Annotated in this window: 21 protein-coding genes; 15 read left to right on the forward strand and 6 right to left on the reverse strand. The window is 73.8% G+C overall.

Annotated features, from left to right (window positions below):
• Positions 1-50 precede the first annotated feature (50 nt).
• The 7 genes from ACZ3KJ_RS32855 to ACZ3KJ_RS32885 all read left to right on the forward strand — a co-directional run bounded on the left by ACZ3KJ_RS32855 (position 51) and on the right by ACZ3KJ_RS32885 (position 8,311).
• Positions 51-1,724: a PucR family transcriptional regulator gene (locus ACZ3KJ_RS32855; protein ID WP_467532413.1), complete on the forward strand. Its 1,674-nt coding sequence runs from the start codon at positions 51-53 to the stop codon at positions 1,722-1,724.
• A 233-nt stretch (positions 1,725-1,957) separates the two neighbouring features.
• On the forward strand, positions 1,958-3,328 hold the full coding sequence (locus tag ACZ3KJ_RS32860; protein ID WP_467532360.1) for an MFS transporter: 1,371 nt from the start codon (positions 1,958-1,960) through the stop codon (positions 3,326-3,328).
• Positions 3,329-4,083: 755 nt separating this feature from the next.
• On the forward strand, positions 4,084-5,007 hold the full coding sequence (locus tag ACZ3KJ_RS32865; protein WP_467532362.1) for an LLM class F420-dependent oxidoreductase: 924 nt from the start codon (positions 4,084-4,086) through the stop codon (positions 5,005-5,007).
• A gap of 62 nt (positions 5,008-5,069) precedes the next feature.
• Entirely contained in the window at positions 5,070-5,903 is an 834-nt protein-coding gene (locus ACZ3KJ_RS32870) for a DUF1684 domain-containing protein (protein WP_467532363.1), read from the forward strand.
• A gap of 214 nt (positions 5,904-6,117) precedes the next feature.
• The gene (locus ACZ3KJ_RS32875) at positions 6,118-7,185 is read left to right on the forward strand and encodes a Rieske 2Fe-2S domain-containing protein (RefSeq protein WP_467532364.1); all 1,068 of its coding nucleotides are present in this window, start codon (positions 6,118-6,120) and stop codon (positions 7,183-7,185) included.
• The gene (locus ACZ3KJ_RS32880; protein ID WP_389521686.1) at positions 7,182-7,352 is read left to right on the forward strand and encodes a hypothetical protein; all 171 of its coding nucleotides are present in this window, start codon (positions 7,182-7,184) and stop codon (positions 7,350-7,352) included. The genes ACZ3KJ_RS32875 and ACZ3KJ_RS32880 overlap by 4 nt, the downstream gene beginning before the upstream one ends.
• Positions 7,349-8,311 (forward strand): PDR/VanB family oxidoreductase, encoded by a 963-nt coding sequence (locus ACZ3KJ_RS32885; RefSeq protein ID WP_467532365.1) that lies wholly within the window; start codon positions 7,349-7,351, stop codon positions 8,309-8,311. Before ACZ3KJ_RS32880 ends, ACZ3KJ_RS32885 begins: the two co-directional genes overlap by 4 nt.
• Here ACZ3KJ_RS32885 and ACZ3KJ_RS32890 read toward each other — a convergent pair.
• On the reverse strand, positions 8,226-9,077 hold the full coding sequence (locus tag ACZ3KJ_RS32890; RefSeq protein WP_467532366.1) for an IclR family transcriptional regulator domain-containing protein: 852 nt from the start codon (positions 9,075-9,077) through the stop codon (positions 8,226-8,228). The genes ACZ3KJ_RS32885 and ACZ3KJ_RS32890 overlap by 86 nt on opposite strands.
• 149 nt (positions 9,078-9,226) lie before the next feature.
• Between ACZ3KJ_RS32890 and ACZ3KJ_RS32895 the strand changes: the two genes are divergently transcribed.
• The 4 genes from ACZ3KJ_RS32895 (at position 9,227) to ACZ3KJ_RS32910 (ending at position 12,729) form a co-directional block, all read left to right on the forward strand.
• Positions 9,227-10,198, forward strand: a complete 972-nt coding sequence (locus ACZ3KJ_RS32895; RefSeq protein WP_467532367.1) for an ABC transporter substrate-binding protein — start codon at positions 9,227-9,229, stop codon at positions 10,196-10,198.
• Positions 10,195-10,968 (forward strand): ABC transporter permease, encoded by a 774-nt coding sequence (locus ACZ3KJ_RS32900; protein WP_467532368.1) that lies wholly within the window; start codon positions 10,195-10,197, stop codon positions 10,966-10,968. Before ACZ3KJ_RS32895 ends, ACZ3KJ_RS32900 begins: the two co-directional genes overlap by 4 nt.
• On the forward strand, positions 10,965-11,744 hold the full coding sequence (locus ACZ3KJ_RS32905; protein ID WP_467532369.1) for an ABC transporter permease: 780 nt from the start codon (positions 10,965-10,967) through the stop codon (positions 11,742-11,744). The genes ACZ3KJ_RS32900 and ACZ3KJ_RS32905 overlap by 4 nt, the downstream gene beginning before the upstream one ends.
• A 61-nt stretch (positions 11,745-11,805) precedes the next feature.
• Complete coding sequence (locus tag ACZ3KJ_RS32910) at positions 11,806-12,729, forward strand: ABC transporter ATP-binding protein (RefSeq protein ID WP_467532370.1); 924 nt, start codon at positions 11,806-11,808, stop codon at positions 12,727-12,729.
• A 182-nt stretch (positions 12,730-12,911) separates the two neighbouring features.
• Here ACZ3KJ_RS32910 and ACZ3KJ_RS32915 read toward each other — a convergent pair whose 3' ends face one another.
• Positions 12,912-13,580: an MmyB family transcriptional regulator gene (locus tag ACZ3KJ_RS32915; protein WP_467532372.1), complete on the reverse strand. Its 669-nt coding sequence runs from the start codon at positions 13,578-13,580 to the stop codon at positions 12,912-12,914.
• A gap of 229 nt (positions 13,581-13,809) precedes the next feature.
• On the opposite strand from ACZ3KJ_RS32915, the gene ACZ3KJ_RS32920 reads away from it, so the two are divergent.
• Together ACZ3KJ_RS32920 and ACZ3KJ_RS32925 are read left to right on the forward strand one after the other, a co-directional pair.
• The gene (locus tag ACZ3KJ_RS32920) at positions 13,810-14,460 is read left to right on the forward strand and encodes a helix-turn-helix domain-containing protein (protein WP_467532374.1); all 651 of its coding nucleotides are present in this window, start codon (positions 13,810-13,812) and stop codon (positions 14,458-14,460) included.
• 32 nt (positions 14,461-14,492) lie between these two features.
• The gene (locus tag ACZ3KJ_RS32925; protein ID WP_467532414.1) at positions 14,493-15,035 is read left to right on the forward strand and encodes a toxin-antitoxin system, toxin component; all 543 of its coding nucleotides are present in this window, start codon (positions 14,493-14,495) and stop codon (positions 15,033-15,035) included.
• A 136-nt stretch (positions 15,036-15,171) separates the two neighbouring features.
• Here ACZ3KJ_RS32925 and ACZ3KJ_RS32930 read toward each other — a convergent pair whose 3' ends face one another.
• The gene (locus ACZ3KJ_RS32930; RefSeq protein WP_467532375.1) at positions 15,172-16,197 is read right to left on the reverse strand and encodes an alpha/beta fold hydrolase; all 1,026 of its coding nucleotides are present in this window, start codon (positions 16,195-16,197) and stop codon (positions 15,172-15,174) included.
• A 238-nt stretch (positions 16,198-16,435) separates the two neighbouring features.
• On the opposite strand from ACZ3KJ_RS32930, the gene ACZ3KJ_RS32935 reads away from it, so the two are divergent.
• Positions 16,436-16,675, forward strand: a complete 240-nt coding sequence (locus ACZ3KJ_RS32935; protein ID WP_467532376.1) for a hypothetical protein — start codon at positions 16,436-16,438, stop codon at positions 16,673-16,675.
• A gap of 45 nt (positions 16,676-16,720) precedes the next feature.
• On the opposite strand, the gene ACZ3KJ_RS32940 is transcribed toward ACZ3KJ_RS32935, so the two are convergent.
• Positions 16,721-17,410: a 4'-phosphopantetheinyl transferase family protein gene (locus ACZ3KJ_RS32940; protein WP_467532377.1), complete on the reverse strand. Its 690-nt coding sequence runs from the start codon at positions 17,408-17,410 to the stop codon at positions 16,721-16,723.
• A complete protein-coding gene (locus ACZ3KJ_RS32945; protein ID WP_467532415.1) occupies positions 17,407-18,267 on the reverse strand; it encodes a metallophosphoesterase family protein in 861 nt (286 codons plus the stop codon). The genes ACZ3KJ_RS32940 and ACZ3KJ_RS32945 overlap by 4 nt, the downstream gene beginning before the upstream one ends.
• 327 nt (positions 18,268-18,594) lie before the next feature.
• Between ACZ3KJ_RS32945 and ACZ3KJ_RS32950 the strand changes: the two genes are divergently transcribed.
• Complete coding sequence (locus tag ACZ3KJ_RS32950; RefSeq protein WP_467532378.1) at positions 18,595-19,764, forward strand: ATP-grasp domain-containing protein; 1,170 nt, start codon at positions 18,595-18,597, stop codon at positions 19,762-19,764.
• A gap of 420 nt (positions 19,765-20,184) precedes the next feature.
• Here the strand turns inward: ACZ3KJ_RS32950 and ACZ3KJ_RS32955 are convergent, their stop codons facing one another.
• Positions 20,185-23,313: an alpha-mannosidase gene (locus tag ACZ3KJ_RS32955; RefSeq protein WP_467532380.1), complete on the reverse strand. Its 3,129-nt coding sequence runs from the start codon at positions 23,311-23,313 to the stop codon at positions 20,185-20,187.
• Between the last annotated feature and the right edge of the window lie 61 nt (positions 23,314-23,374).

Genomic DNA, 23,374 nt, shown 5'->3' on the forward strand with positions numbered 1-23,374 from the left:
GGCGGTCCCTCCGCCGGAGGCGTCGCACGTACCCTGCTCGGGTGAACGACATGCCTCTCGGTGTCTCCCTCCCGCCCCCGCCGGGCGGCGCCTCCCTGGGTGATGTGGTGCGCCGTCTCGCCGACCTCCTGGAACCCGGTCCCGACTGGTGCGGCCGGGCGGACACCGGCATCGAGGACGTGGTCATCGCCGGTCCCGGCGAACCCCTCGACTCCCTGTCCGGCGCCCTGGTCCTCGCGGTCGGGGCACGCGGTGAGGAGGCGGTGGCGATGGTGACCCGGGCGGCCGCGGCGGGGGCCGCCGCCGTCGCCGTACGGACCGCGGACGACGGGCTGCCGGCGGCGGTGCGGACGGCGGCCGAGGACGCGGGCATCGCCGTGCTCGGGGTGCCGGCCGGGCTGCGGTGGGACCGGGCGGAGGCCGGGATGCGCGCCGCGCTCGCCCGGGGACGCGCGGAGCGGCCGGCGGACCGGGGCGGTGACCTGTTCTCCCTCGCCCAGACCGTGGCCACCCTGACCCACGGCGTGGTCAGCGTCGAGGACGCGGCGCACCGGGTGGTGGCCTACGCGGGCTCCGGCGACGAGGCGGACGAGCTGCGCCGCCGCTCCATCCTGGGCCGAAGCTGCCCGGAGTCGTACCTGGCGCTGCTGCGCCGGCTCGGCGTGTACCAGCGGGTGCGGGCGGGCGACGAGGTGGTCCCGGTCGAGGAGCAGCCGGAGATGGGGGCCCGGCGGCGGCTGGTGATCGGGATCAACGCCGGGCGCCGGCCGCTGGGGACGATCTGGGTGCAGGAGGGCGCACGCCCGCTGGCCGAGCGGGCGCCCGAGATGCTGCGCGGGGCGGCGCGGCTGGCCGCCGCCCAACTGGTGGACCACTACTTCCAGGGCGACGCCACGGCCCGGCTCGCCTCCCGCGAGGAACTGAGCCACGGGCTGCTCACCGGCCGCTTCGACGCGCCCGCGCTCGCCGCGCACCTGGGCCTGGATCCGGCGGCCGCCGCCCATGTGGTCGCCGTCGACCTGCGCGACCCGGCCGGGAGCGGCGACGCGGTGCGGGCGGACGCCCGGCGCGCGGAGGGCACCGGGATCATGTCGGTGCACGCCGCCGCCTACCGGGACAACGCGCTCGTCGTGCAGGCGTGCGGCCAGCTCTACGCCGTCCTGCCCGAGCCCGTGGCCGACCCGCTGGCCGGCGACGCGCCCCTCGTCCGCTGGGCCGAACAGCTCGTGGCGACCCTGCGGCGCCTCACCGGCACCGGGGTGCAGGCGGTCGTCGCCGGACGCGCCGAGCGCCTCGCGGACATCCCGTCCGTGAAGCTGCGCGGACACCGCGCCCTTCAATTGCTCACCCGCAGCCCCGAGGTGACCGTCGAGACCCATGCCCGGCTCACGCCCGCGCTGGTCGTCCGCGACACCCTGGACCTCCTGGACCGGGCGCCCGGCGTACGGTTCCCGGCGGTGGCCGCCCTCGTCGGGCACGACGGCGCGCACGGCACCGACCTCGCGCGGTCGCTGCTGCTGTACCTGGACGCGTTCGGCGACGTCGCCGTGGTGGCCAAGCGGCTCAACGTGCATCCCAACACGCTGCGCCACCGTGTGCGCAGGGCGGTGGCGCTGACCGGTCTGGACCTGGAGGACCCCGAGCACCGGCTGGCGGCCACGCTCCAGCTCCGCCTCGACCTCGGCGTACCGGACCGGACGGACACGGCGTTCCCGGCCGGCTGAGGACGCGGCACCCGGCGGACGACGGGCGTTGTCCGCCGGTACAGCGCGGAAAGGTGTCACCGCTGTCCGTCCGCACAGCACGGGCAGGTGACGCGGGCTGTCCTCCCGGACAGCGTGGCCGGTGCATCGCTGTCCGAGCGGACAACGGCCGGGGCACGGCTGTCGGCTTACGTTCACATCCTGTTCGCGTTCTGCGACGGCGTCCTTGTCCTCCTCCGCTCCGGAGTCCAGCCATGCCTTCTTCCGCGCCCAGCCGCGCCCCCGAGCCGGGCACCCCGGCCCCCGCCCCCGACGCGGCCGCGTCCGAGTCCGCGTCCGAGTCCGCGTCGGGATCGGCGGCCGGTCTGCGCCGCGTCGCCACGGCGAGTTTCATCGGCACGGCCATCGAGTTCTACGACTACTACATCTACGGCACCGCGGCCGCGCTCGTCCTGAACGAGGCGTTCTTCCCCGACCTGTCGGAGACCGCGGGCACCCTGGCCACCCTGTCGACCTTCGCGGTCGGCTTCGCCGCGCGCCCGCTCGGGGCCGCGATCTTCGGACACTTCGGCGACCGCGTCGGCCGCAAGGCCGTCCTGGTCGTCTCGCTGCTGATGATGGGCCTGTCCACGGGTCTGATCGGCCTGCTGCCCGGCTACGACACGCTCGGCGTCGCGGCCCCGGTCCTGCTGGTCGTGCTCCGGCTGATCCAGGGGCTGGGCCTGGGCGGCGAGTGGGGCGGCGCCGCGCTGCTCGCCGTCGAACACGCCCCGAAGGGCAAACGGGGACTGTACGCCGCGGCCCCCCAGATGGGCTCCCCCGTCGGCTACTTCGCCGCCACCTGCACCTTCCTGCTGATGTCGTCGGTGCTCAGCGACGAGGCCTTCGACGGCTGGGGCTGGCGCATCCCGTTCCTGGTGTCCTTCGTGCTGGTCGCCGTCGGTCTGGTCATCCGCCTGCGGATCTCGGAGACCCCGGCCTTCGCGAAGGTCACCGCCGAGCGGGAGACCGCCAAGGCGCCGCTGCTGGAGGCGTTCCGGGTGCACCCCAGGGAGATGCTGCTCGGCGCCGGCATGATCACGGTCGTGTACGTGATGTTCTACACGGCGGCCACCTACTGCATGACGTACACCACCGGAGAGCTCGGCATCCCCAAGAACGACATGCTGATGCTGACCCTGGTCGCCGTGGTGGTCCTCGGCCTGTCCACCTTCCTGGTCGCCCGCTGGTCGGACCGCGTCGGCCGCCGTCGCCTGATCATCGCCGGTGCCGCCTTCGGCGTGGTGTGGGGCGCGGTCCTCTTCCCCCTGCTGGACACGGAGAACTACGTCCTCATCGCGATCGCGCTGAGCGGCGCCCTGCTCTGCATGGGCATCATCTACGGCCCCGCGGGCGCCTACCTGCCCGAGTTGTTCGGCACCCGTATGCGCTACTCCGGCGCCGGGTTCTCGTACAACCTCGGCGGCGTGCTCGGCGGGGCCGCGGCCCCGCTGATCGTGACGGCGCTCGCCGAGAACTACAGCCCCGTGGTGGGCGGCTGGTTCATGAGCGGCATGGCCCTGCTGTCGCTGCTCTGCGTCCTCGCCCTGCCGGAGACCGGCCGGCGCGACCTCGACGCGATCTGACCGATCGACGCGATCTGACGCTCGACGCGATCTGACCGATCGACGCGGTCTGACCGCCCGGGCCGCTCCCGTCCGATCCTCCCCGCGAGGACGGGAGCGGCCCGGCGCAGCCCTCACCGCCCCCCGGTGGTCCGCCCCGCCCCATCAAGTGACGCTTTCCCAGGGTGAGTTGGCGCTCTCCGGGACTACCGTGCGGCGCACGGCACCCAGGAGCGCGGCCGCACGGGTGGGGAGTGACGATGGCCGGGTGGAGACCAGCACTGGCGGTGGTGGCGGGGACGCTGCTGCTGCCGGGGTGCACCGACGGCACCGACGACGGGCGTACGGCGAGGGGGGCGCCGTCGGCGCCGGCCCGACTACCTCGGTGCCGGCTCCCGCAGGGGCGAGCCCTACGAGAGCGATCCGGCCGGGTGGGCGGTGCGCGCCGACGTCGACCCGGCCAAGGCCGTCCCCGGCCTGGTCCGCGCCCACGCCGGCGTTCGTCGCCGCCGAGATCGACCGCCGGGGCGAGTCCGGCGACACGGGCACGAAGGACGAGCCGAACGGGACCGGCGGGGCGGGTAGCACAGGCGGTACGGGCACCTCCGGCAGGGCAGGCAGCACCCGCTGCTGCTCGTGCAGCATGCGTCCGGCGGGCGGGACGCCGTCACGTCCCGGTGGGCGGGACGCCGTTAGGACCGAGTACACATGACTGACAAGAAGCTGTCACACACGCACCGGAATGCGGGTTCGACCGTCGCCCGTTCTCAACTGACATGACTGTTGGAGTAGCGCTCAACGCGTCCGACGCGCCGAACCAGGTCGACGCCACCGTCCAACTGGCGCGGGAGGCGGCCGAGTCCGCCCTCACGTCGGCCTGGTTCGGGCAGACCTTCGGCGCGGACTCACCCCAGCTCGCGGCGATCGTCGGGCGGGAAGTGCCCGGACTGCAGGTCGGCACCTCCGCGATCCCCGTCTTCGGCCGCCACCCGCTGCTGGTCTCCAGCCAGGCCCAGACCGCCCAGGCCGCGACGCACGGCCGCTACCACCTCGGCCTGGCCCTGGGCACGAGACTGCTGACGGAGACCGGCTTCGGCCTGCCCTTCGAACGCCCCATCGCCCGGCTGCGTGAATTCCTCACCGCGTTACGGCAGTTGACCGAGACCGGCACGGCCGATTTCCACGGTGAGCTGCTGACCGCGACCACCCCGGTCCCGGCGCGGGTAGCGGGTGCCGAGAGCGGTGTCCCCCTGCTGGTCGCCGCGATGGGGCCGCAGGCGCTGCGGGTCAGCGGTGAGCTGGCGGACGGGATCCTGCCCTACCTGGCGGGACCGCGCGCCCTGGCGGAACACATCGTGCCCGCCCTGACCGCCGCGGCCGAGGCCGCAGGCCGCCCCGCGCCCAGGATCGTGGCCCTGGTGCCCGGCGTGGTCACCGACGACGTGGACGCGGTGCGGGCCAAGGCCACCGAGAGCCTCGCGTTCTACGAACAGATCCCGTCCTACGCCCGGGTCATCGAACTCTCCGGCGGCCGGCGGGCCGCCGACCTGGCCGTGATCGGCGACGAGAAGACCGTCGAGGCCGAGGTACGCCGTTACCGCGACGCCGGCGCCACCGAGGTCGTGTTCTCGAGCACGGAGATCGCGGGAGAGGCCGACCGCCGACGCACCTGGCGACTCCTCGGCGAACTGGCCCGCTGAGCACTCCGGTCGGACCGAACGGACCGGCCGGCCCCCCTGCACCCCGTGACGAAGGAGAACCCATGACCACCGAGACCACCGAGACCACCGCGGCGGACGCCCACGCCTTCACCGAGGACTGGCTGGAGTGGTACCGCGTCCAGGAGGCCCGGCTCGCCGACCCGCACGGGTTCCTGGCGATCACCGGCCTGCACTGGCTCGACGAGCGGCCCCAGCGGTTCCCGGACGCGCCCGGCGCGTGGCGCACCGGCCCCGAGGGGGTCGTCGTCGACCTCGACGACGGCGAGGAACTGGTCGTCGGCGGAACGCCGGTGCGCGGTGAACACCGCTTCGGCGTGCTTCCCGAACGCGGCGGTGCCGACGCCGTCTGGGGAGACGCCGTCATCGAGGTCGCCCGGCGCGGCGGGCACGACATCGTGCGGCCCCGGCACCCGGACGCGCCGCTGCGCACGGCCTTCACCGGAACCCCCGCCTACGCCCCCGACCCGCGCTGGGCCGTGACGGGCCACTACCTCCCCTTCGACACACCACGACCGACCACCGTGGGCGCCGCGGTCGAGGGCCTCGAGCACGTGTACGACGCTCCGGGAAGGGTCGAGTTCGAACTGGACGGGCGCCCGCTGTCGCTCACCGCGTTCCCCGGCCCTGGCGCGGGCCGGCTGATGGTGCTGTTCACCGACGCGACCTCCGGGGTCACCACCTACGCGGCCAACCGGGCCCTCACCCTGGAGCCGCCCGCCGGCGACGGCACGGTCGTCCTGGACTTCAACCGCGCCAAGAACCTGCCGTGCGCCTACACGGACCTCGCCACCTGCCCGCTGCCCCCGGCCGAGAACCGGTTGCCGGTGGCGATCGAGGCCGGTCAGAAGATCCCCCGCGAGCGCGGCGGTTCCTGAGCGGGACCCGGTGCCGGTCCGACCGCCCCCGCGGGGCGTCGCCCGCCGGCATGGGCGCACCGCCGCCCCGCTGCCCCGCTGCCCGACCAGCTGTTTCCCGGAAACGCTTCCGCCTGGCAGAAGCCGCCTTGCCCGGCACCCACAGCCGTCAGGAACCTGTTCCCGACCACGGCACGCGGGGCGGCGCAGCCCCGCCGACAAGGACGGGATTCCCATGCCGCACATCACCGCCTTCGCCAGGAACCAGTGGTACGTCGCCGCCTACGGCCACGAGGTCGGGCGTGAGGAACTGCTCGGCCGGACGGTGCTCGGGGAGCCGCTCGTCCTCTACCGGACGGAGGAGGAGGGGACGCCCGTCGCGCTGCACGACCGTTGTGTGCACCGGCGCTACCCGCTCTCCGAGAGCCGCCTGGACGGGGACCGGATCGTGTGCGGCTACCACGGCTTCACCTACGACACGACGGGGACGTGCGTGTACGTGCCGGGGCAGAAGCGCGTGCCGCGCACCGCCCGTGTCGCCTCCTACCCGGTCGTCGAGCAGGACTCCCTGGTGTGGGTGTGGATCGGCGACCCGGCGCTGGCCGACCCGGGGGCGATCCCGCGCGCCCGCCATCTCGACTCGCCCGGCTGGACCACCGTCCGCGGCATGGAGCCGATCGACGCCGACCACGGGCTGCTCGTGGACAACCTGCTGGACCTGTCCCACGAGACGTATCTGCACGGCGGCTACATCGGCACCCCCGAGGTCGCGGAGACGCCGATCACCACCGAGGTGGACGAGGGGGCGGGGATCGTCCGGGTGAGCCGGCGCATGGACGACGCCGAGTGCCCGCCGTTCTACGCCCGTTCGACCGGCATCGAGGGCCGGATCACGCGCTGGCAGGACATCGAGTACCACGCGCCGTGTCTGTACCTGCTGCACAGCCGGATCGCCCCGGTGGGCGTGCTGCCGGAGGCGGACGGCAGCGATCCGGGCGGCTTCCACACCGAGATCACGTACGCGATCACCCCGTCGTCCGACGGCAGGGTGTACGACTTCTGGATGGTCTCGCGGGACTGGGCGACGGACGACGCCGAGGTCACCGAGTTCCTGCGCGCCAACAACCACACGGTCGTCATGCAGGACGTCGACGCGCTCAACCTGCTCCAGCGCACGCTGGGTTCGGAACGCGCCGGCTACCAGGAGCTGAGCATCAACATCGACACCGGCGGTCTGGCCGCCCGCCGTATCCTCGCCCGGCTCGTGGAGGAGGGCGAGAAGCCGGTGGAGGCGGCCCGGTGAGCGGTGCCACCGGTGAGGTCTACCGCGTCGACTGGCTGCCGGGCACCGACGTCCTGCACGGCACCTGCCACTGCGGGGCCGAGCACAGCGCCGAGGACCCGGTGGAGATGTGGGGGTGGATGCTCGCCCACCCCGAGGGCCACGAGCCGCGAGGAAAGGCCTCATGACCGCGTACGACACCGCGTACGACACCGTGTACGAAGCCGAACTCGTCGTCGCCGGCGCGGTGCCGGCGGCCGACGGGGTCCGCGCGCTCACCCTGCGCCACCCGCGGGGCGAACCGCTGCCGGCCTGGGAGCCGGGCGCCCACGTCGACCTGCTGCTCGGGCCGGGGCTGGAGCGCCAGTACTCCCTGTGCGGCGATCCGGCCGACCGGGCCGCCTGGCGGATCGCGGTCCTCAGGGAGCCCGCGGGGCGGGGCGGATCCGCGTATGTGCACGAGCACATCGCGCCGGGCGACACGGTCCGGGTCCGCGGCCCCCGCAACCGCTTCGCGCTGCGGCCCGCGCCCGGCTACCGCTTCGTCGCGGGCGGCATCGGCATCACCCCGCTCCTGCCGATGCTCGCGGCGGCCGAGGCGGCGGGCGCCGACTGGCGGCTCCTCTACGGCGGCCGCACACGCGGTTCCATGGCGTTCACCGGGGAACTGGCGCGCTACGGCGACCGGGTCGCCCTCGCCCCGCAGGACGAGACGGGGCTGCTCGACCTGGACTCCGCGCTGGCCGGGCTGCCCGAGGGCACCCTGGTGTACTGCTGCGGACCGGGCCCGCTGCTCGACGCGGTCGCCGAGCGGTGTCCGCCCGGTGCGCTGTCCGTGGAGCGGTTCCGGCCCGAGGAGGGCCGGGGCGGCGGTACGGAGGCCGCCTTCGAGATCGAGCTGGCGCGCAGCGGCCGTACGCTGACCGTCCCGGCGGGCGTCTCCGTGCTGGACGCCGTCCGGGCCGCCGGGGTGGAGGTGCTGTTCTCCTGCGCCGAGGGAACGTGCGGGACCTGTGAGACCGACGTGCTGGAGGGCACGCCGGAGCACCGGGACAGTGTGCTCACCCCCGCGGAGCGGGAGGCCGGGGAGACGATGATGATCTGTGTGTCCCGGTGCCGGGGGCGCAGGCTCGTCCTGGATCTGTGACCGACAGGTCGGCCTCGATCCGCGCCACCGCCGCCCGCAGCCGCGGCAGCAGGTCCCGGCGGACCGACTCCACCGAGGTACGGCCGGCGTGCACCGCGATGTTCACGCCGGCCACCACCGTGCCGTCCCGGTCCCGCACCGGGGCGGCCACCGAGCGCAGCCCCTCCTCCAGTTCCTGGTCGACGAGGGCGTGTCCCTGCCGCCGTACGCGCAGGAGTTCCGCGCGCAGGGCACGGGGGGTGTCGAGGGTGCGCGGGGTGAACGGGCGCAGGTCCGCGCGGGCGAGGCGGGTGTCGAGTTCCTCGTCGGGGAGGGCGGCCAGCAGCACCCGGCCGACGGAGGTGACATGGGCCGGGAAGCGGGTGCCCACCGTGATCGTCGCGGACATGATGCGGCGGGTGGGGACCCGGGCGACATAGACGACGTCGTCGCCGTCGAGGACGCACAGCGAGGACGACTCCCCCACGTCCGCGGCGAGTTGTTCGAGGTGCGGCAGGCACAGCTGGGGCAGCGTCAGGCCGGCGAGGTAGGCGTAGCCGAGTTCCAGCACGCGCGGGGTGAGCCGGAAGAGACGGCCGTCGCAGTGGACGTAGCCGAGGTCGGCGAGGGTGAGGAGCAGACGGCGGGCGGCGGCGCGGGTGAGGCCGCAGGCGCGGGCGACCTCGCTGAGCGTGCGCGCGGGGTGCTCGGCGTCGAAGGAGCGGATGACGGCGAGGCCCCGCTCGAAGGACCTCACGAAGTGCGCTGCGCGGCCAGTGCTGGACAACCCGGCGCCTCCACATTGTCAACGATTTCGTCAGCCAACCCATTGACCCGGTCGAACGCGTGGTTCTACGTTCCCTGCACGCCAGTTGAGCACTACTGTGCGGGGTGCGCACAGCCTGTCGGAACACCTTTGTCTGCACAGGAGGAGCCATGCGTCGTCTGCTCGCCGGTCTCGCGGCCGGCACCTTCCTGCTCGCCACGGCGGCCTGTGGCTCGTCCGACGACTCCGGTCCGTCGGACAAGGACACGTCGTCGGGGGGCACCACCACCGTCAAGCTCGGTCTCATTCCCATCGTCGACGTGGCACCCGTCTACCTGGGCGTGCAGAAGGGCTTCTACGAGAAGCAGGGGCTGAAGCTGTCGATCACGACCGCGCAGGGCGGCGCGGCGATCGTGCCGGGCGTCGTCAGCGGCCAGTTCCAGTTCGGCTTCAGCAACATGACCTCCCTCATGGTCGCGCAGTCCAACAACGTGCCCGTGAAGGCCGTCGCCAACGGCATCGCCTCGACCGGCGTGCAGGGCAAAGACTTCGGCGCGATCACGGTGAAGAAGGGCAGCGCGCTGAAGTCCGCGAAGGACCTGGAGGGCAAGAAGGTCGCCATCAACACCCTGAAGAACATCAACGAGACCGCGGTGCGCGCCTCGGTGCGCACCGCGGGCGGCGATCCGGACAAGGTGAAGTTCGTCGAGCTGCCCTTCGACCAGATGCCGGCCGCCCTCGACGGCGGGCAGATCGACGCCGCGATGGTGGTCGAGCCCGCCCTCGCCACCGTCAAGAGCCAGGGCGGCGTGGAGATCGCCTCGCCCATGGTCGACGTCGCCGCGAACCTCACCGTCGCCATGTACTTCACCTCGGCGCAGTACGCGCAGCAGAACCCGGACGTGGTGAAGAAGTTCCAGCAGGCCACGGCCGAGTCCCTCGCCTACGCCGACGCCCACCCGGACGAGGTCCGGCAGATCGTCACCACGTACACCAAGATCCCCGCCGCGGTGCTGGAGCAGGTGACGCTGCCGAAGTGGCCCGCCGAGGCGAACCGCTCCTCCATCGAGGCGCTGAAGGAACTGGGCGACGAGGACGGCCTGTTCAAGGCGGACCCCGACCTGGACGAGCTGCTTCCGTGAGGGGCGGCAACGCCGCGCTCGGCGCGGCCGGGCTCGCGGCCTTCCTCGCCCTGGGCGAGGCGGTGCCGCGGCTCGGCCTGGTCAAGGAGGCCTACTTCCCGCCGACGAGCCGCATCCTCGCGGCCCTCGGCGACGAACTCGCCGACGGCGCCTTCTGGACGGCCCTCGGCGACACCCTCACCGGCTGGGCCCTGGGCCTGGCGCTCGCGGTCGCCGCGGGCGTCGTCGCCGGGGTGGTGATCTCCGTCGTCCCGTACCTGCGCGAGGGCACGGCCTCGACGATCGAGTTCCTGCGCCCGATCCCGTCCGTCGCCCTGATCCCGCTGGCCGTGCTGCTGTACGGCACCGAACTGCGCTCGGTCCTCCTCCTGGTCGTCTACGCCTCCTTCTGGCAGGTCCTCATCCAGGTCCTGTACGGCGTCCAGGACGTCGACCCGGTCGCCGAGGAGACGGCCCGCTCCTACGGCCTCGGCCCCTGGGCGCGCGTGCGGCACGTGCTGTGGCCGACCGCGCTGCCGTACGTCATGACCGGGGTGCGGCTCGCGGCGGCGGTCGCGCTGATCCTCGCCGTCACCGCCGAACTGGTCATCGGCGCGCCGGGACTGGGCGCCCGCATCGCGGTCGCGCAGACGTCGCAGGCGGTGCCCGAGATGTACGCGCTGATCGTCGTCGCGGGTCTGCTCGGCCTGCTGATCAACGTCGGGGCGCGCACGGTGGAGCGCCGGGCGCTGGGCTGGCACCAGTCGGTGCGCGGGGAGGTGGCGGTGTGAGACGGCTGCTGCTCCGGACGGTGCTGGTGCTCGCCCTGCCGGCCGTGCTGGTCGCGGTCTGGTGGGCGGCGTCCGCGCACAGCACCGACGTGTACTGGCCGCCCCTGCGGACGATCCTGGAGACCTTCCCCGACGTGTGGACGGGCGAGCGGCTGCGCGCGGACGTCCTGCCGAGCGTGCTGCGGCTGGCGGGCGGCTACGCGCTGGCGGCCGTGGCGGGGATCGCGCTGGGCACCGTCATCGGCTCCTACCGGCGGGTGCGGGCGGTGTGCGAGCCGGTCCTGGAGTTCCTGCGGGCGGTGCCACCGCCGGTCCTGGTGCCGGTCATCATGCTGTTCGCGGGCATCGGCGACACCATGAAGGTCGTGGTGATAGCGGCCGGCTGCGTGTGGCCGGTCCTGCTCAACACCGTCGAGGGCGTGCGGGCGGTGGACCCGGTGATGGCGGAGACGGCCCGCTCGTACGGCATCACGGGCGTGGCACGGCTGCGGGACCTGGTGCTGCGCTCGGCGAGTCCGCAGATCTTCGCGGGCCTGCGCCAGGCGCTGTCCATCGGGATCATCCTGATGGTCATCAGCGAGATGTTCGCCGCCAGCAACGGCCTCGGCTTCACCATCGTGCAGTTCCAGCGCGGCTTCGCCATCCCGGACATGTGGACCGGGATCCTGCTGCTCGGCCTGCTCGGCTTCGTCCTGTCGGTCCTCTTCCAGCTGGTCGAGCGGCGGATGCTCGGCTGGTACCACGGTCTGCGCGCCGCCACCCGGCGCTCCCGGTGACGTCCTCGAACGGTGACGTCCTCGGACGGTGCCGTCCTCGAACGGTTCGAAAGGGCAGGGCATGCTCGACGTACGCGGCCTGAAGAAGGTCTACGAGGGTTCCGGGCGGCGGGTGGAGGCGGTGCGCGACCTCACCTTCACCGTCGCCGACGGTGAACTGGTCTGTCTCGTCGGCCCGTCGGGCTGCGGCAAGACGACCCTGCTGAAGTGCATGGGCGGCCTGATGACGCCGACGTCCGGCGAGGTCTTCCTGGAGGGCCGGAAGGTGACCGGGCCGCCGCCCGGCATGGCGTTCGTGTTCCAGGAGTACGGGCGGAGCCTCTTCCCGTGGATGCGGGTCGGCGAGAACGTCGGACTCCCGCTGAAGCAGAAGGGGCTGCGCAAGGCGCGGCGGCGGGAGCTGGTGGCCGACGCGCTGGAGTCGGTCGGGCTGGCGGACGCCGCCTCCGCGTACCCCTGGCAGTTGTCGGGCGGCATGCAGCAGCGGGTGGCGATCGCGCGGGCGCTCGCCTACGAACCCCGGGTGCTGCTGATGGACGAGCCGTTCGCGGCCGTCGACGCCCAGACCCGCGCCGACCTGGAGGACCTCGTGCGGGGCCTGTGGCGGGAGCGCGGCATCACGATCCTGTTCGTCACCCACGACATCGACGAGGCCGTCTACCTGGGCGAGCGGGTCGTCGTCCTGTCCGCCTCGCCGACCGTCGTCCAGGAGCAGCTGAAGGTCGATCTGCCGCCGGAGCGCGACCAGTTGCACACCCGCGTCGCCCCGCGCTTCGCCGAGCTGCGCACCCATGTGTGGGAGCAGATCCAGGCGGCGAAGCGCGGGGCGTCCGGCCGGCCGGCCGAGAAGGACGGGGCCGGGGCCGGGGCGGAACCGGTCGCGCAGGACACCGCCCCGGCCGTACCGCTCACGAAGGGCGCGGCTCCGGCGGACCCGCTCGCCCAGGGCACGGTCCCGGCGGACCCGCCTCCGGCACCGCACTGAGCCGGCCGGCACCGTCCGACACCGGACGGACCGGCAGGCCGACACCCCGGCACCGCTCAGGCCGGCCGGCCGACAAGCCGCCGATGCCGCACCGCACCGGCCTGCGCACCGGACCGGCCTGCGGACCGGAGCGGCCTGCGGACCGGAGCGCCGTCGGCGACCTGAACGCCGACGGTGCCCGGTCAGACCTCGGGGGCGGCGACCACGCTGAGGTGCGCCGCGCTGCGGCGCGGGCGGCGGCGTGCCCGGCGCGGCGCGGGCGCGGGCGCCTCGCGCAGCACCATCGTCAGCCGTGTGTACCCCAGGTCCTGGAGCGTCCTGGGGGTGTCGGCGACGATGCGGCACTGGGTGGCGCCCCAGCGCGGGTCCGGGTGCAGCAGGGGCCGGACCGCTCCGTCGTGCTCGACGGCCTCCTCGCCGACCGCGCGGATCCAGTGCGGCAGGCCCTGCCGGTAGGCGGCCTCCATGAGCGGGTCCTGCGCGATCTCCCGGCGGATCGCCTGGAGCCCGTGGTCGTGGCCGTACCGTTCGACGGCCGCCGAGAAGCGGGCCATCATCGGCAGGCACCAGCTGGACTCGTGGTCGCCGAGGACCGACGGCGCGTCGGGGTGGAAGAGCACGAACCGGAGGAAGTTGTCGCCCGGCAGGGCCGTCGGGTGCGGGCCCACCTCCCGGAAGAGTGTCCGGAAAGCGGTGTTGGCCAGGACGACGTCCCAGCGGTGGTCCAGGACGACGGACGGGAAGGGGACGGCCTCCAGGTACCCGGCGTAGTCCTGGAGGTAGGCCTGGGCCTCGGAACCGTCGGGGACGGGCCGCGGTACCGACCGCTGCCCACCTGCCTGATACGCCATCGGGAGGTCACCCCTCTTGCCTGTGCCGCCTGCACGCGGCGCCCTGATCCTGGTACCCCGTCGCGACGCATGTCAACTATCGTGGCATTCCGCGCTCGTTGACGGCTGAAATTGGCCACAGTTGTGGCGAGACCTGGATGAGAGTTCGAAGAACCCGCTACCCTCCGGTCAGTTCACGGCGATCGTGTAATGCCTGTGAAGGGGTCGGAGAGACGTAGGAGACCTGTCGGTGACGGATGGCTTCGAGGTTCCGGGCGCCACGGCGACGGTGCTGCTGTCGGCCGTCGCCGCCCGTGTCACCGCACTCGCCGACCGGCTGGGCGTGCCGTACCCGGAGGTCTTCGACACCGGACGGCTGTCCATCGCCTCCGGGGTCCCCGAGTCCGTGGTCAAGGCCCTGCTGAGCGGCCGGCCGGCCGGCGAACCGGATGTGCAGGCCCGCTTCCTGCAACGCCTGGACCTGCTGCGCCGCACCCGGCTCAAGCCCAACGGGCGCAAGTACACCCAGCAGGAGATCGCCGACGGCGCCGGCATGTCACGGCAGCAGGCGGGTGCCCTCATCAACGGCGACCGCCGCCCCACGATGGAGCACTGCGACGCCCTCCAGCGCTTCTTCCGCGTCCACGCCGGCTTCCTCACGGCCGAGGACCCCGAGGCGCTCGCGGGCGCCCTCCAGCACGTCGAGCAGGAACTGTTGCAGAAGCTCGCCGCCCGGGAGGCGGCCGCGGCCGCCGAGGACCCGCTGGAGCGGCTGTTGCAGGACCACGGCGTGCGCGGCATCGCCTGGCGGGCCGCGCAGCTCCCCACCGACCAGCACCGCGACAAGGTCGCCGAGTGGCTGGACATGCTCCTGGAGAGCGTGAAGCGGCCCGAGTCGTGATCCGGGGGATAACTGTGGGCATCGGCAAGGACATGCGCCGCCTGCGCGACGAGCTGGTCGGGGAGCTCACCCTCCCGGCCCCCGCCGCACCGGCCGACCTGTACACCGCCCTGTGCGACGGCATGAGCAGACGCCGCGGCCGCCCCGTCCACTTCCGCACGGCGGCCTTCCCGCCCGGCACCGCCAGCGGGCTGTGGCTCGACATGGCCGACCAGGACCTCGTCGTCATCGAGGAACGCACCGCGCCCGACCACCAGTTGGTGATCCTCGGCCATGAGCTGTGGCACATGAAGGCGGGTCACTGCAGCCACCACGTCGAGGGCGCCGCCGTCGCGGCCCGGCTGCTCCACGACGGCGCGGACCTCCAGGCGACGGTCCACAAGGTCGCCGCCCGTACCCGCTTCGACCAGGCCGACGAGCGGGACGCCGAGCGCTTCGGCCTGCTGCTGGCCAGCAAGTGCCGTACGTGGCTCGCGGGCCCGGTGACGCACCAGCGGGCCCCGCGGGACCACCTGGCGGGGCGGATCGGGGCGTCGCTGGGCTACCTGGGACGGCAGGAGCGGGGCGGGGCCTGAGCGGGGCGGAGCCTGAGACGGGCGGCCCGGTGCGCCTTGAGGGGCCGAACCGGACGGCCCGGCGCGCCGCCCCGGTGAGCCGACCCGCCGGCACGGGGCGTCCCGAGGGCGCTCCCCGCGGACCGGTGCCCGGCGCTCAAGTGGCACCGCGGTCGCCGGCCTCCCGCGCCCGACGGCCGCCGGCCGCGAGTGACGGGTCCGCGTCGAACCCGCCCCCGCGCAGCAGGGCGCGCCAGCGGTCGCGGCTCCAGTCGGCCGGGGCGGTGGTACGGGTGAACTCCTCGACGAGGGCGCGGAACCGGTCGGGGTCGGTGTGGAACGGGAAGTGGCCGGCGCCCTCGAAGATCTCCAGCCGGCTGCCCGGCATCGCCTCGTGCGCCCGGTGGGCGTGCCGGACCGGTACCACGCTGTCCCGGTCGCCCCACAGCAGCAGGGTCGGCAGACCGGCGGTCAGGTAGCAGCGGTCCAGCATCGTCACCACCTGGCCGCGCCAGTCGACGACCGCGCGCAGGGTCCGCACGAACGCGTCGCGCGACGTGCCGTCCGGCAGCGCGTCGACGAGGGTGAGCAGCTCCGGGGCGTCCTGGCCCAGACCGGTGTCCAGGAGCCTCAGCAGACGGACGGCGAGTCCCAGGGGGAGGCGCATCCCGGGCAGCCGCAGCGCGGACAGCGCCAGCGGGGCGCCGGGCAGCGAGACCAGCCGCAGGGCGGGGTTGACCTCCCGGCCCACGCCCCCCGCGCTGACGAGGACGAGGCGTTCGGTGCGCTCCGGGAACTGGTAGGCGAACTGCATCGCCACGCCCCCGCCGAGCGAGTGGCCGACCAGGGTCGCCGAGTCGATGCCGAGGGTGGTGAGCAGATCGCGCAGGCCGTTGGCGTACGCGGCCACCGAGTAGTCGGCGCGCGGCTTGTCGGAGGCGCCGTGGCCGAGCAGGTCGGGGGCGATGACGGTGTGGGTGCGGGCGAGGTGCGGGAGCACGTCGGCCCAGGTCGCCGAGGAGTCCCCGATGCCGTGGATCAGGACGAGCGCCGGACCGTCGCCCGCCATGCGGAAGGCCCGCCGGTAGCCGTGCACGACACGGTGGTGCACGCCCGGCTCGCCGTCGCCCACCCGGCGCAGCCGTGTGCCGTGCGCCGGTCGGCGCCTCGGGACGTCGGTCACCGGCCGCCTCCCTTCGCCCTGGCCTCCGGCGGTCGCCGACAGCCCTCCGGTCCAGCGTAGGAGCCGTTTTCCCCGGGGGGTTTCGGCGAGGTTTCACCTCCGCTAAGCGGGCGAACCGGCGCGGGACGGGGCCGCATTGTCAGTGGTGGACGGCAAGCTGGGGGGTGCGCCGCCGCACGGGGGCGTACGCGCCGTCAGGGCGCGGGGGAGACGACGCCGACGCGGGGAGAGCCGACCGATGCCCACTGCCGTACTGACCGACCGCGAGCGCACCGCCGTCCAGGCCTATCTGCGGCTGCTGCACACCGTCCGGGCCGCTTTCGGTGACGACGGATCCGGCCCGCCGCACGACCGGCTGCCGCCCGTCGTCCCGCCCGCCGTCCTGGCCGAGGCCGAACAGGCCCTGCGGGCCGCCGGTCTGACGGGCAACGAGGAGGGGTTCTTCCGGCTGCTGCACAGCTGGTGCCCGGAGAGGTGAGCGGGCGGACGCGGACGGCGCCGGGTCCGCGGGCCGCCGCACGGTTCAGGCGTGCGGGACCGTGATCGCGGTCGCCACCAGCCCGCGCCCCACGGCCCAGCGGCCGTCGAAGTGCGCCAGCCGGCGGTCGCCGACCACGGGGCCGGGGACCAGGAGCCGGGCGCGGAAGGTGCCCCGTGCGCCGTCCTGGAGGCCGGCGTCGATCTCGATGTCGGCCTCGCTGAAGTCCAGCCACTCGCCGGTGAGGGGGAACCACGCCTTGTAGACCGACTCCTTGGCGCTGAACAGCAGCCGGTCCCAGTGCACCTCGGGCCGGTCCGCCGCCAGCCGGCGCAGCCGCTCCGCCTCCGCGGGCAGGGCGACGGCGGACAGCACGCCCTCGGGCAGCGGCTGGTGCGGCTCGGCGTCGATACCGAGCGAGGCCAGGTCGGCGACGCGCACCAGGGCCGCGGCGCCGTAGCCGTCGCAGTGGGTCATGCTGCCCGTCAGGCCGGCCGGCCACCGCGGGGCCCCCCGCTCGCCGGGCAGCACGGGCTGCGCGGACACACCGAGCTTCTCCATGGCGCGCCGCGCACAGGAGCGTACGACGGTGAACTCGCGGCGGCGCTTGGCGACGGCCCGCGCCACGACCGCCTCCTCCTCCGGGTACAGCGGCCCGTGACCGAACTCGGCGACGCCCTCGTCGCCGTGGGCCTCCACGGCGACGACCGTGTCCGGCAGCAGTTCCTCGATCACGCGGCACCGTCCCGGGCGGGCAGGACGCGGCGCAGCCGGCCCGGCGGCTGTGCGCGCTTGCGCCACTCGCGGGGGTAGCCCACCGACACCTCCTCGAAGCGGACCCCCTCGTGCCAGGTGGTCCGCGGGATGTGCAGATGGCCGTAGACCATGGCCTCGACGCGGAAGCGGCGGTGCCAGTCGGCGGTCAGCCGGGTGCCGCACCACATGGCGAACTCGGGGAACCACAGGACGTCCGTCGGGTGCCGGTCCAGCGGATAGTGGTTGACCAGGACCGTCGGCAGGTCCTCGGGGAGAGCGGCGAGCCGTCGCTCGGTCTCGGCGACCCGCGCCCGGCACCAGTCCTCCCGGGTCGGATACGGATCGGGGTGCAGCAGGTACTCGTCGTTGCACACCACGCCGGTGCCGTGCGCGTAGGCCAGGCCCTCCTCCTTGGTGGCGCAGCCGGGCGGCAGGAACGAGTAGTCGTACAGCAGGAACAGCGGGGCGACCGCCACCGGGCCGCCGGGGCCCTCCCACACCGGGTACGGGTCCTCGGGGGTCGTCACGCCCAGCTCGCGGCAGAGGTCCACCAGGTGTTCGTAACGGGCCACTCCCCGGAGGGTGACCGTGTCCTTCGGGTGGGTCCACAGTTCGTGGTTGCCGGGGGCCCAGACGACCTTGGCGAAGCGGCTCGCGAGCGTCTTGAGCGTCCAGCCGATGTCGGCCACGCTCTCCGAGACGTCCCCGGCCACGAGCAGCCAGTCGTCGTCGGAGTCCGGGACCATGCGCTCGACCAGGGCCCGGTTCTCGGGATACCCGATGTGCAGATCGCTGATGGCCAGCAGCTGTCCGGCACCACCGGCCGTCGACGCCACGTCCGACCCCCCGTCCCGCTCGGTCACGCGCGCCCCCGGCGGACGCGCGAACGCCACCACGACAGCACATTCGCGCGCGCGGGACAAGGACACCCCGGCCGACGGCCCGGCCCGGCGCGCCCTTACCCGACCGGGCCGCGAACGTGAACATGATCGGATAATCCGTAACACGCGCGTTGCACGCCGCACCCTCGGGAAGCCGTATGATCGCCCCAACACCTCCGCTTTGAACGCCCCTTCGCACGGGGCGCTTTGGTGTCCCTCCCTCCACCCTGCCCGGGCACGGGCCCGCTCCGCCCTGCCCGCGAACCGTGAAAGGCGGCCCGCATGGTCTCTCGCGTACGCGTCTGGCTCAACCGCACGTACGCGGAGAACGTGTTCTTCATGGATCAGCTGCGGCGAAATCCCAGTGATCGGGCCGTCGAGATCCATGCCACGCACGGGGACGCCGACTCCCCCGTCCTGGCCGCCGCCGACACCGCCGACCTGGAGCCGGAGGGCCTGTCCCCGGCCGCGTACGTGGAGTACGCGCTCGACCAGTGCGCCCGCCGCGGCATCGACGTGTTCGTGCCCCGGCTGCACCAGGCGGCGATCGTGGCGCACCGCGCCGACTTCACGGCGGCCGGTACGGCGCTGCTGGCGCCGACCCCCGAGGCCGTGGCCGTCTTCGAGGACAAGGTGGTCGCCTACGAGGCCGTCCAGGCGATCGGCGTCCCCGTGCCGCCGTGGTGGCGGGTACGGACCGCCGACGAACTCCTCGCGGCCGTGGAGGAGTTGGAGGCGGGCGGGCACAAGGCGTGCTTCAAGCCCGCGTCCGGCGCGGGCGGGGTCGGCTTCCGCGTGATCACGCGTGCCCCGTTCTCCCTCATGCACCTCAGCGGCTTCCCGACGCCGTACGTGCAGCTCGACATGGTCGTCGACGCGCTCCGGCAGGCCGACGAGCCGGTGGACTGGCTGGTCATGCCGCGGCTGGAGCAGCCCGAGGTGTCCGTGGACTGCCTCACCGGCCCCGACAACCTGGTCCGTCTCGCCGTCGGCCGCACCAAGAACGGCCGCCGCCGCGGCTTCACCCTCCAGGACCAGTGGCTGGAGCCGGCCCGGCGGATCGCCGAGGGCTTCGGGCTGCACTACCTGTCCAACATCCAGTTCCGGATGTTCGGCGAGCGGCCGGTGCTGATGGATGTCAACACGCGTCCGGCCGGGGGGCTGCACCAGCTCTCCCTCTGCGGGGTCAACGCCCCCTGGGCGGCCGTGCAGCTGGCGCTCGGCGAGGACCCCGGGGAGATCGTGCCGCCGTTCCTGGGGCAGGACTACACGGTGGTGTCGGGCCCGCGCCCGCTGCGGCCGGTGTCGCTCCCGCAGCAGCGGGTCGAGGACACGGAGACGCTGCTTCCGACGGTGCCCGCACCGGTCGGCGCCGTCGAGGACCAGACCCCGGCGTCGACGGCGCCCGCGGCATCCGCGACATCGGCGGCGGCGGAGGCTCTGCCGCTCTGAGGTCGCAGGACTGAGCGTCACGCGCCGAGGTCGCACGGCCGGGGCGCACAGCAGGAATCCCCCGGCCTCGAGTCCGGGGGATTTTTTTTCCGCTCAGGGTGTATCAGGGCCCGGGTCGCGTGCTCTTAACGGTGTAGCACCGAAGGCCCACGGAGGAACGACGGGGAGCACGGGGGCTCCGTGGGAGCAAGGGGACCGACGGGGGAATCGGGAACCTACGGGGGAAATCGGGGATCGACGGGGGATCCCCGGGGGAACGGGGGACGGGTCGGTCGGCCGCTGTCACGGGGAGCGACCGACCGGCCCGATGCGTGCGGCACCGGGGCCGATGTGGGCGGCCCCGGGCCGACGCGGACCAACCCGGGCCTCCGCGTGGGGACTTGAGCCCGAACCTGCGGACTCGGGCCGCCACGCGCGGACTCAGGAGCGCCTCTTCAGGCGCAGCGTCAGGATCTGGAACGGCCGCAGGGACACCGCGACGGTGCCGCCCGCGCCCTCCGCGCCCTCCGCGCCCTCCGCTCCGGCCCGCACCTCCGCCTCCCTCTCCGTCTCTGCCTTCGCCTCCGCTTCCGCGCCGCCCCGCGTGTCGTCGAGCGGTCGTTCGAGCAGGTCGGTGACCTGGACGGCGGCCAACGGGAAACCGGTGCGCAGGACGCCCCGGGCGCGGCCGCCGCGGGACTCGTACAGCCGCACCACCACGTCGCCCGAGGCGTCGTCGGCGAGCTTGACCGCCTCCACGGTGACGCCCTCGCCGTCCACGGAGACGACCGGCGCGGGCGCGCCCGCCGCGTCGGCCACGCGCAGCGGGAGGTTGAGGGCGTAGCCCTCGGCGACGGCGTCCTCGATGCTCGCGCCGGGCAGCAGCGCGTAGGTGAGGCGGTGCCGGCCCTGGTCGGCCCCGGGGTCCGGGACGCGCGGGGCGCGGACCAGGCTGAGGCGGACCGTGGTGGTGGTGCCGCCGTCCTCGCGGACCGTGCGGGTGACGTCGTGGCCGTACGTCGAGTCGTTGAGGACCGCGACGCCGTAGCCGGGTTCACCGAGGTGCACCCAGCGGTGGCCGGAGACCTCGAAACGGGCCGCCTCCCAGGTGGTGTTGGTGTGGGTGGGGCGCTGGACGTGGCCGAACTGGATCTCGGCGGAGGAGTGCGCGGCCCGGATGTCGACGGGGAAGGCCGCCTTGAGGATCTTCTCCGTCTCGTGCCAGTCGATGTCGGTGGCGATGTCGACGCGGGGACTGCCCGCGCGGACGGTGACGGTCTGGGTGATCGTCGAGCCCTTGCCGAAGGAACGGGTGACGCGGATCGCGCCGACGAGGGGGTCGTCGTCGGTGACGGTCACCGAGTCCGCCGCCAGCAGGTCGGTGTAGCGGTTGCGGTAGTGCCGGTCGATGTCCCAGGCGTCCCAGTGGTTGGGGAGGTCGGTGTGCAGGCGCAGCAGGTTGCCCGGCCCGGCGAGGACCTCGCGGTCCGCCCGCAGGTCGTACACGGACGCCAGGGTGCCGTCCTGCGCCACCTCCACCCGCACCAGGCCGTTGTCGAGGACGCGCCCGTCGACCGTGACCGGGTGCGGCGCCCCGGCGCCGGTGAGGGGCGCGCTGCCGCCCGCGGGCACGGCCACGTGGACCGGGGTGCCGTCGGCCGTGCGGACCACCTCGGCGCGGTCGTACGGGCTCGTGTTGAACACCCGTGGCCCCCCGGCGCCGAGCGCGGCGACGGCCTCGGCCGTCAGCGCCTCCAGTTCCTCGGCGACGCGCGCGTACTCGGCCTCCGCCTCCCGGTGCACCCAGGCGATCGACGACCCCGGCAAGATGTCGTGGAACTGGTGCAGCAGCACCGTCTTCCACAGCCGGTCCAGCGTCCCGTACGGGTACGCGTAGCCCGGCGCGTTCAGCGCGGCCGTGGTCGCCCACAGCTCGGCCTCGCGCAACAGGTGCTCGCTGCGCCGGTTGCCCTGCTTGGTGCGGGCCTGGGAGGTGTAGGTGGCGCGGTGCAGCTCCAGGTAGAGCTCGCCGTTCCAGACGGGGGCGTTCGGGTACTCCTCGCGGGCCTTGGCGAAGAAGTCGTCGGGGTGTTCGACGACGACCTTGGGCGAGCCCTCCAGGTCGGCGAGCCGGCGCGCGCGTTCCATGATCTCGCGGGTGGGGCCGCCGCCGCCGTCGCCCCAGCCGAACGGCGCCAGCGAACGCGTGCCCGCGCCCTTCTCGGCGTAGTTGCGCACCGCGCGGTCCATCTCCTCTCCGCTGAAGCGGGCGTTGTAGGTGTCGATGGGCGGGAAGTGGGTGAAGATGCGGGTGCCGTCGATGCCCTCCCACCAGAAGGTGTGGTGGGGGAAGGTGTTCGTCTGGTTCCAGGAGAGCTTCTGGGTGAGGAACCACTCGTTGCCGGCGAGCCGGGCGAGCTGCGGGTAGGCGGCGGTGTAGCCGAAGGAGTCCGGCAGCCAGACGCCCTTGGTCTCGATGCCGAAGTGCTCGAGGAAGAACCGCTTGCCGTGGACGAGCTGGCGGGCGAGGGCCTCGCCGCCGGGCAGGTTGCCGTCGGCCTCCACCCACATGCCGCCGACCGGCGCCCACTGGCCCTTCTTCACCGACTCCTGGATGCGGGTCCAGACGTGCGGGTAGTGGTCGCGCACCCACGCGTACTGCTGGGCCTGGGAGCAGGCGAAGACGAAGTCGTCGTACTCGTCGGCGAGCGCGGTGACGTTGGAGAAGGTGCGCGACGTCTTGCGCTTGGTCTCGCGGATCGGCCACAGCCAGGCGGAGTCGATGTGGGCGTGGCCGACGCCGGAGAGGGTGTGCGCGCCGGCGTGGGCGGGCCGGGCCAGGACGGGGGCGAGCACCGCGCGGACGGCCGCGGCGCTGCCGGCGACGTCGTCCAGGTCGAGGGCGTCCATGGCCCGGTCGAGGGCGTGCAGGATCTCGTGGCGGCGCGGCTCGTGCTCGCCGAGGTGGGCCATGAGGTCGCGCAGGACCTGGAGGTCGAGGTCGAGGTGGAAGACCTCCTCGTCGAGGACGGCGAGGTCGGCGCGGCGGAAGGTGTACAGCGGGCGGTCGCCCGCCGTCAGGACGTCGCCGAGCGGGGTCGGGGCCGCGAAGCCGTCGGCCAGGATGTCGGGGTTGGAGGCCGCCTCGACCAGGTAGTCGACCCGCTCCCCGCCGGCCGCCGGGCGGGCGACCGGCACGTACCGGTTGAGGGGGTTGACCGCCTTGAGGGGCCGGCCGTCGGGCAGGTGGACCAGCGCCTCGGCCTGGTTTCCGGGCCAGCCGCCCGTGAACCCGAGGTCGATGACCGCCTCGACCCGCCTCCCGGCCCACTCGGCGGGCACCCGGCCGCGCATGCGGAACCAGGTGGTGCCCCAGGGCGGGCCCCAGGGGGTGTCCATGGCGAAGGGCGCGTACGGCGCGGCCGCGGCCTCCTCGAAGGGCACCGGTTCCCCGGGCGCCTGCCAGGCCTCGACGTCGAGGGGAACGGCGGCCGCGTAGAGCGCGGGCTGGATGCGCTGGGTGTGGGCGCGTTCGACGCGGTCCTCGATCCGGCGGCGTTCGTCGTGCATGGGGTCTCCAGGGAGGGAGCGGGCGGAGGGGGAGCACGTAGGGGCAGCACGGACGGGAAAG

The sequence above is a fragment of the Streptomyces sp. NPDC003248 genome (genome assembly GCF_055563235.1).

What these genes read in the sequence shown, in the direction of transcription:
- ACZ3KJ_RS32855 (WP_467532413.1), top strand. Translation starts at nt 51, where the DNA reads ATGCCTCTCGGTGTCTCCCTCCCGCCCCCGCCGGGCGGCGCCTCCCTG.
- ACZ3KJ_RS32860 (WP_467532360.1), top strand. Translation starts at nt 1,958, where the DNA reads ATGCCTTCTTCCGCGCCCAGCCGCGCCCCCGAGCCGGGCACCCCGGCC.
- ACZ3KJ_RS32865 (WP_467532362.1), top strand. Translation starts at nt 4,084, where the DNA reads ATGACTGTTGGAGTAGCGCTCAACGCGTCCGACGCGCCGAACCAGGTC.
- ACZ3KJ_RS32870 (WP_467532363.1), top strand. Translation starts at nt 5,070, where the DNA reads ATGACCACCGAGACCACCGAGACCACCGCGGCGGACGCCCACGCCTTC.
- ACZ3KJ_RS32875 (WP_467532364.1), top strand. Translation starts at nt 6,118, where the DNA reads ATGCCGCACATCACCGCCTTCGCCAGGAACCAGTGGTACGTCGCCGCC.
- ACZ3KJ_RS32885 (WP_467532365.1), top strand. Translation starts at nt 7,349, where the DNA reads ATGACCGCGTACGACACCGCGTACGACACCGTGTACGAAGCCGAACTC.
- ACZ3KJ_RS32895 (WP_467532367.1), top strand. Translation starts at nt 9,227, where the DNA reads ATGCGTCGTCTGCTCGCCGGTCTCGCGGCCGGCACCTTCCTGCTCGCC.
- ACZ3KJ_RS32910 (WP_467532370.1), top strand. Translation starts at nt 11,806, where the DNA reads ATGCTCGACGTACGCGGCCTGAAGAAGGTCTACGAGGGTTCCGGGCGG.
- ACZ3KJ_RS32915 (WP_467532372.1), bottom strand. Translation starts at nt 13,580, where the DNA reads ATGGCGTATCAGGCAGGTGGGCAGCGGTCGGTACCGCGGCCCGTCCCC.
- ACZ3KJ_RS32925 (WP_467532414.1), top strand. Translation starts at nt 14,493, where the DNA reads ATGCGCCGCCTGCGCGACGAGCTGGTCGGGGAGCTCACCCTCCCGGCC.
- ACZ3KJ_RS32935 (WP_467532376.1), top strand. Translation starts at nt 16,436, where the DNA reads ATGCCCACTGCCGTACTGACCGACCGCGAGCGCACCGCCGTCCAGGCC.
- ACZ3KJ_RS32950 (WP_467532378.1), top strand. Translation starts at nt 18,595, where the DNA reads ATGGTCTCTCGCGTACGCGTCTGGCTCAACCGCACGTACGCGGAGAAC.
- ACZ3KJ_RS32955 (WP_467532380.1), bottom strand. Translation starts at nt 23,313, where the DNA reads ATGCACGACGAACGCCGCCGGATCGAGGACCGCGTCGAACGCGCCCAC.